At 51.0% G+C, this 13,295-nt stretch carries 14 protein-coding genes; 2 read left to right on the top strand and 12 right to left on the bottom strand.

Features of this window, described 5'->3' with window-relative positions:
* Positions 1–10: 10 nt before the first annotated feature.
* The 12 genes from qoxA to HP435_RS06070 form a co-directional block, all read right to left on the bottom strand.
* Positions 11–988 carry a cytochrome aa3 quinol oxidase subunit II gene (qoxA, locus tag HP435_RS06125; protein ID WP_122962776.1) on the bottom strand — a complete coding sequence of 326 codons (978 nt, stop codon included), beginning with the start codon at positions 986–988 and terminating at the stop codon, positions 11–13.
* 540 nt (positions 989–1,528) lie between these two features.
* A complete protein-coding gene (locus HP435_RS06120; protein WP_122962775.1) occupies positions 1,529–1,741 on the bottom strand; it encodes a hypothetical protein in 213 nt (70 codons plus the stop codon).
* Between the two features lie 279 nt (positions 1,742–2,020).
* A complete protein-coding gene (locus HP435_RS06115; protein ID WP_122962774.1) occupies positions 2,021–3,100 on the bottom strand; it encodes an AbrB family transcriptional regulator in 1,080 nt (359 codons plus the stop codon).
* A gap of 179 nt (positions 3,101–3,279) precedes the next feature.
* Complete coding sequence (locus HP435_RS06110) at positions 3,280–4,152, bottom strand: LysR family transcriptional regulator (protein WP_122962773.1); 873 nt, start codon at positions 4,150–4,152, stop codon at positions 3,280–3,282.
* A 2-nt stretch (positions 4,153–4,154) separates the two neighbouring features.
* Entirely contained in the window at positions 4,155–4,856 is a 702-nt protein-coding gene (locus tag HP435_RS06105) for a TerC family protein (RefSeq protein WP_122962772.1), read from the bottom strand.
* A gap of 196 nt (positions 4,857–5,052) precedes the next feature.
* Positions 5,053–5,385, bottom strand: a complete 333-nt coding sequence (locus tag HP435_RS06100; RefSeq protein ID WP_122962771.1) for a hypothetical protein — start codon at positions 5,383–5,385, stop codon at positions 5,053–5,055.
* A gap of 106 nt (positions 5,386–5,491) precedes the next feature.
* Positions 5,492–6,166 carry an AroM family protein gene (locus HP435_RS06095; RefSeq protein ID WP_122962770.1) on the bottom strand — a complete coding sequence of 225 codons (675 nt, stop codon included), beginning with the start codon at positions 6,164–6,166 and terminating at the stop codon, positions 5,492–5,494.
* Between the two features lie 76 nt (positions 6,167–6,242).
* The gene (locus HP435_RS06090; RefSeq protein ID WP_122962769.1) at positions 6,243–7,187 is read right to left on the bottom strand and encodes a DUF1177 domain-containing protein; all 945 of its coding nucleotides are present in this window, start codon (positions 7,185–7,187) and stop codon (positions 6,243–6,245) included.
* Between the two features lie 63 nt (positions 7,188–7,250).
* On the bottom strand, positions 7,251–8,312 hold the full coding sequence (locus HP435_RS06085; protein ID WP_173598475.1) for an S-methyl thiohydantoin desulfurase family protein: 1,062 nt from the start codon (positions 8,310–8,312) through the stop codon (positions 7,251–7,253).
* Between the two features lie 21 nt (positions 8,313–8,333).
* Positions 8,334–9,944, bottom strand: coding sequence for an OPT/YSL family transporter (locus HP435_RS06080; RefSeq protein ID WP_173598476.1), 1,611 nt, complete (start codon positions 9,942–9,944; stop codon positions 8,334–8,336).
* 288 nt (positions 9,945–10,232) lie between these two features.
* Positions 10,233–11,798 carry a PucR family transcriptional regulator gene (locus HP435_RS06075; RefSeq protein WP_173598477.1) on the bottom strand — a complete coding sequence of 522 codons (1,566 nt, stop codon included), beginning with the start codon at positions 11,796–11,798 and terminating at the stop codon, positions 10,233–10,235.
* Positions 11,799–11,834: 36 nt separating this feature from the next.
* On the bottom strand, positions 11,835–12,059 hold the full coding sequence (locus HP435_RS06070; RefSeq protein WP_122962765.1) for a hypothetical protein: 225 nt from the start codon (positions 12,057–12,059) through the stop codon (positions 11,835–11,837).
* A gap of 181 nt (positions 12,060–12,240) precedes the next feature.
* Between HP435_RS06070 and HP435_RS06065 the strand changes: the two genes are divergently transcribed.
* Both HP435_RS06065 and HP435_RS06060 read left to right on the top strand, forming a co-directional pair.
* Positions 12,241–12,501: a hypothetical protein gene (locus tag HP435_RS06065; protein ID WP_122962764.1), complete on the top strand. Its 261-nt coding sequence runs from the start codon at positions 12,241–12,243 to the stop codon at positions 12,499–12,501.
* A gap of 267 nt (positions 12,502–12,768) precedes the next feature.
* Complete coding sequence (locus HP435_RS06060; RefSeq protein WP_173598478.1) at positions 12,769–13,203, top strand: hypothetical protein; 435 nt, start codon at positions 12,769–12,771, stop codon at positions 13,201–13,203.
* The last annotated feature ends 92 nt before the right edge of the window (positions 13,204–13,295 follow it).

Below are 13,295 nucleotides of genomic sequence, written 5' to 3'. Positions count from 1 at the left end.
CCTCCCTCTCCTAATGTTTCATGCTGGAATGATCCATTCCAGGCATGTTGCTCATGTCAGTTGGTGGCAATTGCGAGGTTTCTTTTGACTTATCGCCTGTCGGAGCAGGCTGCTTTTGCATTACATGGTCCATATCATGGCCATGACCGTATTTTTGAACAATCTCTTCAAACAAGCCTTCCGGGAATGCAGAGTACAGTTTTTCCTCAGCCAATCCTGGTTTTTTCAGCTCGTTGTAATCTTCTTTTGTCATAGCAGGGGAAGTGCCTTTTACTTCACTGACCCATTTATTGAACTCTTCTTGCGGTTTCGCTACTACTTTAAACTGCATGTGCGCAAATTTTTCACCAGAGAAGTTGGAACTGAATCCAGCAAATTCGCCTGGTTCATCTGCTTGCAAATACAGCTCAGTCGCCATACCTGCCATCGCGTAAACCTGACCGCCCAACGATGGCACCCAGAAAGAGTTCATCGGAGCTTCTGCGGAAATTTGGAAATGAACAGGTACACCAACCGGAATTTCCAGGTAGTTGACCGTCGCAATGTTTTGTTCTGGATAAGTGAACATCCATTTCCAATCCAATGCGGTAACCTGAACGGTCATCGGTGCTACTTCTTTATTCGGAGATTCCTTCAGCACATACGTATCGCGAACGGTAAAGTAACCCAAGATCGCAATGATGACTACCGGAATGCCCCACCAGATTGCTTCAAGGACCGAGTTATGTGCCCACTCAGGTTTGTAAGGCGCCTTGTTATCCGGTTTATCCCGATATCGATACACGATAAAAGCGGTAAGCGCAAGAACCGGAACGATGATGACGGCGCACAATATCGTGGAAATAATAATGAGATTGTACTGCGTCTCTGCTACAGGCCCTTTCGGATTCAAGACAAGATACTCACTACCACAGCCTGAAAGCAGGACGGTGGTTAACGCTGCCAAGATCCAAAAGTGGATTTGCCTCAGCATTTTTCCTCCACTCATTCTCCTAATCCCTCCTCTTTCACAAAACAACAAGCCTCTAACTGATGATGTGTCCGCTATTCGCGTCCGCTTCCCCTCCGAGTCTTTCACGACAGAGGATGGAATCCATCTTCGAGCAGGACTCAGCAGAGAATTTTAACGTAAGTGAACATATCAACTAACCGCATATACATACTATCAGAGACGGAGAACTTTTGTACTTCTTTTTTCGGACGTTCAATAATTCGTAGCTTTTCTGTGACAAAGTGTTCACGAACCAGTCACGAGTTGATCAAATTCTTGTTAACAATCCCCTGCGATGCACATCTCCATCCAAAATTGGTCGCGATATCCAGCCGTTTTGCCGCCTTTGCGTTGTTTCATTTAAAATAAACAGCCCCTTCCTTCGGACATCGCCAGAAGAAGGGGCTGGATCAAGGCAAACAAAACGGTCACATCCCATTTCATGAAAAACGTCGAGACATTTTTCACAGAAAAAAACCTCTCATTTTAAAAAGGAAGCTTCATGAGAGGTTTTGTCTATGAATTTGTCATCGCTCTTTACACTTCTTGCTTACGCAGATTCAACAGGCGGAAAACGGTGCTCATAATGAAAATGTTCATTCCTGCAATCAAGAAACCAATCGATACCATCAACGGGAAGTTCTCTGCTCTGAAATCGCTTGCAGTAAACGCCATCAGCAGGCCACCAATTGCAATTGCGGTCCAGGCAATCCATCTCAGCACATCTGCGGCTCTTTTATCTGTATTCATGATTTAAAACCCCTGTCGTTTTGGATTTTCGTCTTTGCTCGTTTTCTTTGTTGAACTTATTGTAACATAAAATTCACTTTTTGTTCATGTTTTGTTCAAATTTTGATTGAAAATTTGTCAAAAGTTTTTTCACAAACCTCTTGTCGTCTATGTTGTTACATTTTTCCTTTGTGTCTTAATTGTGAAACAGGGAAAAAAACGGACAAAAAAAGCCTGCCGCCTCGCTTTTGCGAAAAACGGCAGACTCTTTTGTTCCCTTTTGCCTTGCCCATCAACCAATCAAGCTGTCTTTTCCAAAGTGGCAGCCGCCTCATTCCTGTGCCTTTTGCCCCAACTGCGCCCGCCAACAGAGAACAACGTCAGGACAAACAGGACGCGGAACAACTGGAAGGCGGTCACAAGCAACGGATCGGCTCCGATCGTCATCGCAGTCAGGCTCATTTCCGCGATTCCGCCGGGCGCAGTCGCCAGGATGCCTGTCGCAAGCTCCATGTCAGCCAAATAAGTCATGCCGGCAGCCATCGCTGTTACGATCGCGAACAGCAGCAGAGCGTGCATGACGGCGAAGAGAAAGAAGCGTTTTTGCTGCCGGACTTCCTCTTTGCGAAAGCCCAAGCCGATACTCACCCCGATCATCACTTGCGCCGCCTTGACCAACTCTCCCGCCAGCAGCGGATTTGCATTGCCCGACGGGTTGTTCAGCGACACAATCGCGGCAATCAGCAATGGTCCGAGAAGGTATGGCGCTGGCACGCGACAGCGCGCTGCGAGCAAGGCAGCAAGCGAGCTGGCGATGACCAGAAGCACAGTCGGGAGCCATGCCAGCTGCTGGACGCTCGCCAACACCCCCGTAGTCGAGCTGTGGTTCCCGGATATCCAGGAAATCAAAAAGGGGATGCACAGCACAATCATGACGGCGCGGATCGAATGAAAGATGGAGATAATCTGCTGATTGCCGCCGATGGACTGTCCAATCGACACCATTTCCGACAGCCCGCCCGGTATGTTGCTGAAGATAGCAGTAATTCGATCCACCTTGCCGATTTTGTAAAAAAGCCACGCGTTGAACAGGCTGAGCAACACGGTGAACAAGGTGGCGATCAGCATCAAACCGATATGATCTGTCATGGTCTGCCAAATACTCGGCGTCATGCGCAGGCCAAGCGATATGCCGATCACGATCAGTCCCGCCTGACGGAACCAACCGGGAATCCACAAGTTTTTGCTGCCCAACATCGTAGCAGCGACGGTGGCGACGAGCGAACCGATCATCCATGGAAGCGGGCTGTGAACGAGAGCAAACAGCCAGCCTCCAGCCGCTCCGAGCGACAGTGCAAGCCCTATTCGAAGCAAGTTCATGCTGATTCCTTCTCTCCCTGTCTGACGTTGCGATCTTTTGTACAGTTCCAGTGTACGCCAGAAGAAAACAGCTGAAAAATACCGAATCGTTATCGCGATCGATTCGTTTCGCGAATGGCACAAAAGAAAAAGCTGCCCGCGTGGAGCTTGCACTCCTTGCTCGGGCAGCGACGAACGCGTTAATAGGAATGAGGAAAATCCATCTGTTGCATAAAGCGGACGAACGCTTTTACATTTTGCAGCTCCATGGATTCCTCATGGTAAAACATCCATGTACTTCGCCTGATCGGCTGGTTTGCCGCATCCCGAAGCTCGATCAGATGCAGCCCTTCCTTGCCCTCTGCCACCAGACGGGGCAAAATGGCGTAGCCAAGCCCGCTCGCGACCATCTCGCCGCACGTGTCAGCCTTGTCTACTTCCATGTCGATTCGCGGCGGCGAGGAGTAATTTTGTGTCCACCAGCTATCCACCAATGTCTGCAAAAGCGGATCAGTCTCGTAATCAATTCGCGGCAAGTCAGGAAGGCTTTTTAAATCGAGCGGAGTTTGCGAGACAATGCACACGCTTTCCTCAAACAAAAGCTGTTTGCCCCCCGGCCAATTGTAATCACCGCGCACGAAGCCAAGGTGCACATCCTGGTTGTAAACGGCCTGGTACACGTCTTTGCTCCAGCCTGTCTCCACCTTAAATTCCACCAGCGGATACTTTTGCTTGAACAGCTTCAAAAGCCCTGGCAGCTTGTAACGGGCAAAGTAGTTGGAGACGCCGAGGCGCAAGGTGCCGCTAACCTCTTCTCCCATATTCGCCACATGTTCCTTGATCTTGCGCAGTCGGACGAGCATTTCGTCTGCACAGTTCGCCAAATACTCGCCCTCCGGTGTAAAGTGAACGCCCCTTCTGCCGCGCTGCACGATTTGCACGCCAAATTCTTTTTCGATTTGCCGCAGACGCTTGGTCAAAGCAGGTTGGGACAAGTACAGGCTTTTCGCCGTTTTGGTAATGTTTTGTTCCTGATACAGCGTTCGCAAAATTGACCAGTCGCGGTATTCCATGGCTACAATGTCTCCGCGTGATCTTGCGCGGCGCTGCCTTCCTCTGACTTTTCACCCTTGCGCTTCAGGTACGTGCCCACAGCAATGACCACGAGCGCCAAAGCCACCGGCAAAATGACATGCAAAGCAGGCAACAGTTGTTCCAGAAAAGCTCCGACTACCTTGTCGCCGACGATCATCTCGCCTGCTGTGTACCCAAGCAATGCCGCTCCCAGCAGGACGATGATCGGAAACCGATTCATCAGCTTCATCAAAAGCTGGCTGCCCCACACAATCAAAGGAATGCTGACCGCAAGCCCGATGACGACCAGCAGCATGTTCCCATTTGCCGCACCTGCAACGGCGATGACGTTGTCCAGGCTCATGATCAAATCGGCAAAAATAATCGTTTTCAAAGCCTCCATCATGTTCGAACCGCTACCAATGCGGGCATCCTCTTCCTCGCCTTTGAGCAGTTTGACCGCGATCACGATCAAAAGCAGTCCGCCCAAAACTTGGACAAACGGGATTTGCAGCAGCCAAATGGCAATGAAAGTCAGGATGATTCTCAGTCCGATTGCCCCGAATCCGCCCCAGAAAACAGCTTTCTTTTGCACTTCTGGACGCAAGTTACGACAAGCCAGCGCAATAACGACGGCATTGTCCCCACTCAAGACCAGATTGACGATGATGATTTGTAGTAAGCTAAGTAACAATTCTGTCATGATGGCTCCCTCCGTAGGCGATGATAGTGACAATAATAGACCTTTTCGTTTTCATCTGCAGTATTTTTTTCGCTTTTGCCTGCACTTTTTAGCTGGAAACAGTTCAGGTTCAGGCACAGAAAAAGTCTGCCCATCGCGACAGACTCTGTTTTCGTTCGATTGCGACTGGCTGAGGGATTCATCTAACACGATTGCATTAGTTGTTGCCCTCTCCCTTGTAGCCGTATACGGAGTAGTCGGCCTTTACTTTGCGGATCGCATGCCAGACAGGCAAGCCCCGCGCTACCCAACGCAAAGCCGACATGATATTTTGCTCATTCTCAAACTGCTCGACGATAATGACCGTCTTTTCATTTATATAGGACTGAAGCTCTTCCCAGCCCATTGCCGAATAACGGTCATTGCCGTAAGTGCGCAAGGCCAGAAAATCTTCTCGCTTCGGTTCTTTCATCTGGAGCAGTTGCCGAATTGCTCTCGCACAATCGGGATGAACATCGGAACTGGCCGCATTCGCCAAACGGTCATTCATAAACAAATGCCTCGTTTCTTCTATATATAGTTGCCCTTCTAGCATAAGCAATCCCCATGCTTTCAACAACCATAACATGCGCAAAAAGCATGACCGCACGGCGAGCCTAACTGCACCACTCCGCTATCAGCTTCGCCATAAAAGCGCTGGACAATACAACAGGCAATCCGGTCAGTTCGCTCACAAGCTCTCTCGCTTCCTCCGTATACCCCATGCAATCCATGAGCAGGACATCGACCTTGTCTTTGAGCGGTTCGATTGCCGCCTGGTATGCCGCCCGGTCCAGCGCGAACGGGGAGACGACGGCGAATATCGGCTCCAAGCCATGCGGCGCGTATTTTTCCCGCAGCGCTTCCACCTGCTCGGCCAAAGGCACAAGCACGCCGAGTCTGCGGCCTTTTGCCATAATTGCTGCCATGGGCGGAATGATCCGATCCGGCTCCAGCAAAAAAGCCTGCTCTGCGCGCAGTCCGGGAAAGACTCCCGTGCACAAAAGCAAAATGTTGCGGATTCCTGACCGCTCCATGTCCGCTATTTTTTGCTGCAAAATCGGCTGAATCCGTTCCCTGGACAAGACGACAGACTCGCCGCTTGTCAGGCGCGAAGTCAACACGTAATCGCCCGCAGTCGGAGCCAGCTTGTTTGCAATCTCCGCTTTCGTCATCTGATCCAGCACCCCGGCCTGGACCAGCTCCGCCCGGCCCGCCAAATGCTTTTCTACAATCGGCGCAATGTCTTGCCGCGGTGCTTGTCCAATCGTAATCATTCCTACTTTTCTCATCGGCTGCTTGCCTCCTTTTTCCACATCGCTTGTTTGTAAAAAAACGGGGAGAATCCAGCTCTCCCCGTTCGCTTGTTTAGTTGTGCGCTTCCACGCCCATCGTTTGAAAAATTTTCATGGAGCCGTAGCGGCGATTCATATGAGCAAATTCTTGTTCGTCGTAAAAGCTGGTTGTGCCGTTCGTGTATTCTTTTGCCACTTCAACCGCAAACTTGACCGCGAGCGCAATATCCGTCTCATGACTTGCGCCTGTGCCGCATCCGGGAACAGCCGTCTGGGCCGTAATCGCTACTCCGACTACCGGAGCATCGGTGGCGACAGCAGGCTGCAAAATGCTGTTGATATGAAAAAGATCGTTGCCGTACGGCGTGATGTCTTGCTGCGTAATCGGGAACGTCACAGGCAGCTGCCCTGTCGTCATTTCCATGATCCGCAACAAATCTTCGCTGATGCGCAAAATGTAGCCTTCCTTGACGGTTGGCGAGATGGCGATTCCTTTATGGTTCACGATGCGGTTGCCTTTTGTCGTGTCAATCGAGAGAATCGCTTCCATCTCGTCGCTGACTTCATAGCGATTCATCGTCAAAATATCGACAGGCGATCCCATGAAATCGACCGGCTCATGCGGCTGTGTCGGCGCATTCGGGCATATGTGCGTGCTGATGATCACATCGCCATCGAGAACGTCGCCATTTTTTTGCATCTCGGCAAGCTTCAAGGCGCAAGCGATTGCAGCTACAGCGCCGTCGGCATCAGATACCATCCCGATCCGGCTCGGACGCGCTCCGATTCCGCCAAGTCGGCCGATAATCCCGAATGTTCGCGCGCTGCCGCCAGTGGACTTGCCGTTTTTCCCCGGTACGACGATTTTTACGAAATCGGTGCTGCCTTCTGCTCCTGCGACCGTTTGCACGGCAACCGAAACGCCGGGGTAGGCGGTAAACAGCTCCTTGATCGTTTCGCCATTCACATAGGCGCTGTCCATCGTTTCAAAAACAGTCATCGTTTGCTTCAAAGACATGGTTGCTCCTCCTCGATCCGAACATAGATGTTGTCTCGTGATGTGATGTGGAATCAATCGTTTCTAGCCGAAAAGATAAGGCAGGATTTGTTTGCCCACGGCACCTTCCACAGCGGCAAGCAGTTGTTTGTTTCGCATCGTCGCGCTGAGAAGCAAGTTCTCTTTCGGGACGTGAATAACGGTAATTTGCTGTCCTTTTTCGATTTCCGCCGAAACAATCGGCTTCGCTGTATTGGCGTCGAGTGTCATGATCAGGTCCGGGAACGTGCCGAGCCGCTCTCCTTTGTGCTCCAATGTCATGTACTCGTTCCAGAAAGTCATCTCGTGCCCGCTAATCACTACGCGCCCGACGTCAAAACCGCCCGCTGTCGTCAATTCGCATTCATCTACGGAGCCTGCCGTCACAATGCGCCCGCCCAATTTTCGGCACACAGCTTCGATCGCAGCCTCGCCTTTTGCCCCGAGCAGTGCCTGCCCCACTTCAATCGCTTGGCTGATCGCTCCTGGCGCTCCATGCTCGCGGGCATAGCCTACGCTGATCGGATTGCGGGCCACGACTACCAGACCGCCCGTCTCGACCGACACTTTGCGCACCAGACCTGCCGCCTGCTGCAACTGTCCGCTCACACATACTTCATGGTAAAGCTCATCCTTGCCGCCGACTGCCGCCTGATGGGAAATGTAGCCCTCTACCTCATGCAGATTCATCGCTCCCATCGAACCAGTCGGATGGGCACGGCCGTTGCAAGGCAGGTCGATTACGGGCAATCCCGTCACTGCGGCCTGGAACCAGCCGTTTACGGTCGTTCCGGCGCCATTTTCATTGGTGATGATTCCTTTGATCGGTTGTCCGATCGTCTTTTCCAGCAGTTGCAGAGCGCGTACGTAGTGCATCGGCTTGACGTACTGATTTTCCGCAGCAGGCGCTCCGACCAGCGCAACGGTTGCCAACAAGTCATCGTCATTCATTTCATCTGCTGTCACCAGGACAGGAGAGCCGACTTCAAGGGCGAGACGTCCTGTCTCCATGCCATCCTCGATCCAGCCGCCCCCGCCGCCGCCAAGGACTGCTCCGCCGTAGACGGCCGCTTCCATCATTGCTTGATCCAGTATGATTTTCGCCATTTCGTTTCTCCTCCAGTTGCTTTATTTTTTCGCGAATTTGATCAGGGAGTTACAGAAACTGTAGAGCGCGTCACCTGCGATAAAACCTGCTGCGAGAATGCTCAGTGTGCTTTCCGCCTGTTTGCCCTTCACTTTCAGGACGACAAAGCGGATCAAAATTCCCGCCAGTACGGCCCAGCCCGCATTCGGGTTGAGAATCAGCAAACCTGTGGCAAACATGACGCCGAGCTGACGGTTGGAGCCGCCAATCAATTGCAGGAGCGCACCCGGAATCGCCCACAGGAACAACTGCTTGGCCACTTCCGGGGAAGTGCCTGCTGCGATTGTACTGGCGTAAACTTTGTCTACTGGCGGAATCAAGCCTTGCGAGAAAAAGCTTTGATAGGAAAAAGCAACGGTAATGAGCGCAACCCCGAAGGCAATCAATCCGGTAATGTACTGTTGCTTGCGACCGTCTACCTCCAGAGCCGCGTCTGCGCCCTGGCCGCGCAAAATGTAGCCGGTTTTCAAATCGTAGCCCATGTCGGCAAAAGCAGGCCCGGTCGCTGCGCTAAAGCCGACCAGAAGAGCGAGCGCGACAGGCGGGAAGCCAATCATCATCCCGATAATCAGCGTGATCAGTGCAATCGCAAACGCGGGGAACCAGCCGGAATGCATCGCCGCAATCCCCACAATCAGCTCGTGAACATAGGCAGCAAAAGCGGCGAACAACAGAAAGCCGATCAGCATGCCAAACGACATGTCCGTCATCAATCCGCCTGCAAGCGCAACAATCAGCGCTACGACGAGATATGCGACGAAGCCAAGCCCCAAGATGCGGGATGTCGTCTTTTCATTTTGGGTGTAGCTGTCCTCGGGATTGTTCGCGTTTCCTGCGGTGGCCGCAGCAGGCTTTTTCTTTTTCAAAATGATAAAAGCTACCTGGAACAGCGCGACGATCCCGGCCCCGATCATGAAGCCATGCGGAATGTACAGCGCGTTCAAGTCTTGATTGAACAACGGAACGGAATATTGCCGCAGCAAAAGACCGATTCCGAACATCGTGAGCGCCCAGATGTTCCCGATGAACGCCACCCCGAACGCCGACATCGAAATGCCGAGGTACGAGCCTAACAATCCAGCGCCTGTACCGACTCCCAGCAACACGCCGCGCTTGCCGCCTTTGTCTCCGGCGATAATCGCCTCGGCCGTTGCTACGCCAGGTGCCCATGTCCCGGAAGCGGGAAAAATTTTCGAATCAAACAGCTTGTACAACAGGGCCGTGTCCACAAACATCGCCAGTCCAGCCCCGATCAGCATCGGAATAATCAGCTCCGGCATGTTCATCGCAAACGGAATCCCGATCGGAATCAACAAACTGTTGGCAGCCCCGAACGTCGCAGAGGAGATCGACGTTTGCACCAGATTTTGCCGATGAGTCGAGCGGTATTTGGAGAAAATCTCCATCGGAATGCGCGCAATCAGCATCGCGGCAATCGCCCCGATAATCGATGTGCTCGGTGTGACCCCGAGTGAAGTAATCAGTTGCATCCCGATCATCGCCCCGAATACGGACAAGGCGATATTGAGAATAAGCGTCATTGGCTCAAATGCGGAGGGATGTTTTTCTCGTGGTGTCTTGTCTTTTTGCATAAGTAGCGCCTCCTTTGTTGAATGAATCATGATGAAAAGAAAAAATGGAAAATAGCCTTTTTGCAATCCAACTTATTTGTTGGCTAGTATTGCCAATCCGCTTCGCCTTTTGCCATGAAAGCGCCTCCACGTTCGCTGGCCAAAAGCTTTGTTGCTTTCCCCCCTTTTGCGCCACGTTTCTTTCTATTCTGTGTTTTTCCACTTTAACAAAAAAAAGACGCTTTCCCCTATGGGAAGCGTCCCAAAAGTTCGCACCCTTTTTTGGGCACGATCACAAACGGCCTGTCGTTATTCGAACGAATGAATGTCGACTCCCTGCGTTTTCCAGACTCGCATGGCGACATCCAAACGAAACCGCACCTCGGGATCATTCAAATCGGTTTGCAGAATCTCGCCAATTCGCTCCAGCCGATACAAGACCGAGTTGCGATGAATGAACATTTCCTCTGCGACCCGCTTTGTATTTCCCCCCGATTGAAGAAAAGCGCCCAATGTCGCCAGCAACTCTGTCCCGTACTCTTCGTCGTAGCGGACGAGCGGCTCGATCAGCATGGAGGTGAGCGCCGCCAGCACCGGATGACCTGTGTTGTCCAGCAGCAAGTCTTCGACGAGAATCTCGTGATAATGCACCATTTCCTGTTTCGGTCGCGTCTTGGCTCCGACAGCAATCGCTTTGTATGCTTCGCGGGAACTGGCCGGAACGTCTGCCAAATGCTCGCGCGCTCCCCCGATTCCTACAGCAAGCTGCCACTGTGCCGAAAACTCCTCTTGCAGAAGCGCCAGCTCCCTCATAAGTGCTTCCGCGTCCGCTTTTTGCTTGTCCGCTTCGGCAAAAGCCGATGAACAGAGCACGAGCAGCGAATCGTTGATGACGACTCCTTTGCGTGCATGCACCCCTGGCTTGTTCAGCTTTTGCAACAGCAGATGGTACACCTGCGCAAGCTGTTCATCCCGTTCCTTTTGCGCCATCTCAACCTTGCTTTGCACACGCATGACGATTACGTAATGATATTGCCTGAGCGAAATTCCCAGTTGCTTGGCCCGGTAGCGCAGCAAGTCTTCCTGGTGGGCAGAACCGGAAAACAGCTCGACCAAAAACGACTCCTGCTCTCGTTCCCGTTGCAGCTGCTGCGACTGGCGGATCGTAAAGTCAATCGCCAGCACGGTCACCGCATGATCCAGGCACATTCGCTCGAAGCGCTCCTGTTCTTTCAGTTCGCGCGAAATGGCAAGATAGCCCATCACCCTGCTGCCCACCTGGATCGGCCGCTTTTGTTGAATCTGCCTAACATCAAACTGCGACGTAGCACTCTCGATTTCCCCGTCCTCTTTCAGCACAGCCGCCTCGCAAGCGAGCATGTTCCCGATCAATACGACAAGCTCGGTCGTCCGCCGATTCAGGACGAGATTGGTAAACTGCTGGTTCACTTCCCGCACCTCGCGCAACAAAAACGCCTGGCGCTGAAGCACCTGGTCAATCACGGCATGCGTCATGTCGATAAACGAATTTTCCAGCGGGATATCAAACAGCGGGATACCGTACAAATTGCTTTTGTACAACGCCTCCGCAGGCACTTCCTGAATGACTCTCCTCGTCTTGATGCCGATAGCCGAACTGCCAATCCGATGCATTTCATCCAGCAAGCGGCAGAGCAGCATCGGCTCATGCCGAAACGCGTAACCTGTCGTAATAATCAGTTCGTTCGGCCGCAAAAAGCCTGTCAAATCAGGCATTTCCACGGAGCTTATGTAATAAATTTCTTTGGCGATTCCTGCGTGTCCGGCCATGATTTCCGATCCGCGAAACACAGGCAATTGCAACAGCCGCTCGACGGTAAAAGGAGAGTTTTCCATGACTTCACCTCTTCGCTTTTGACTCTTGGCTACATGCTACCACAAAATGCGGAGGGCAGAAAAACGGCAATAAAAAAGACCGTCATCACTTTGATAGGACAACGATCTCTTGTGCTTGTGCTGATTCAGTTTCTCCGCTTTTGTCTTCGTCGCTCGCTGTCTCATGTCAGCAAACACGAAAATGCTCCTGTTCAACTCCGGGTTGCGCTTGCCTTCCCGCGCCAATTTTTCCCGATGCTTGCGCGCGCTGCTTTTTGCCATTTTCACTCACTCCTTTGTGGCGGCCCGTTCGCTTTGGTACCGTCTGCGACTGCCATCCTTGTTGTTATCATAGTACGCCTGGTGCTGGTTTGCAACGAAAATAGGCGACGTCTACCAACACTTGTCCAAACCAATTGTTCGCTTGTGAATAAAGTAAAAGGGACAGGAGGTGTTCATCAAGATGAAAAAAACGGCAACACGCGTAGAAAACCAAGTGTACTCCACTCGCGTTCTGCGCTCGGAATTTGACAGAAACTGGCGCACATTCGTGTCCAGAAGCGGATACGTCGTTTATACGGCAACAGCTAACCAGGCCAAAATCATCGTCCTGTTGGCGGACGGTTCCAGAAAACTGCTGATTTTCGGCAAAGGCGGCAGAGTCCTCGTTGGCGGTGGGGGCACCAGTCATTATAGCAAACCCCACGTCGCACGCGATTTGTAAATGTCACCAAAACAGCCCCCCTGTGCGTTTAGGCGAGCAGGGGGGGTTGGCTTTATTCGTATGTAAACTTGTTGATTAACAATTTCAATTCCTCGGCATTTCTTCTCGCGATCTGCGCCAAATCAAATGCACTGCGGTTAAAAATCGTTTTTCCTACTCACGATACGCTAAAGGAGGGCTTTCCATTTAGGTAAAAAGGGGTATTCTCATAATAACTACAAGATGATACCATAATTTTACAGCTGGTAATATCAAGGAGGTACATTAATGTTAGCCTATTTTAGAGGTGCAGGCTGTTCATTATTCGTTGCAAGTATTCTACTTTATTTTTATGTAGTAAGTAGAGAAGGAGTAGTACCGGTAGATGATAGCGGTACATACTATATACTTCAAGGCTACATTATTGTATTAAATTTTGTCGGAGCACTTTTTGGATTGGCACTATATTTGAATTTATCAAGAAAAAAGTCACACAACGTATTGCTTAATATCGTTTTATTCGCACTACTTGGATTGGCGTATTCCATCGTTCTTTCGTTTTTATTGCCGTTCAAAATGATTACATTTGGAATTACGATTTGCGGTTCAATATTTTTTTATCTTGCTCAGCTTTCTACTAAACGCACTGCTTCTTACACAACTGCGATAGGTGGCCTGGTCGTATCCATTTCGATATTTTTGTTGTTGTATTTTGTTTATTAGTTTTGAGCTGTCATTTTTCGAACCATACACAAAAAGAAACAGGCAGCTTTTAAAAAGGGCCTGTTTCTTTTCGTATATTTTGAGCTTCTATC

This window comes from Brevibacillus sp. HD3.3A (genome assembly GCF_013284375.2).
In the GTDB taxonomy this organism is placed as follows: domain Bacteria; phylum Bacillota; class Bacilli; order Brevibacillales; family Brevibacillaceae; genus Brevibacillus; species Brevibacillus parabrevis.
Note: the sequence above shows the minus strand (reverse complement) of the source record. Positions and strands in the feature narration are given on the sequence as shown.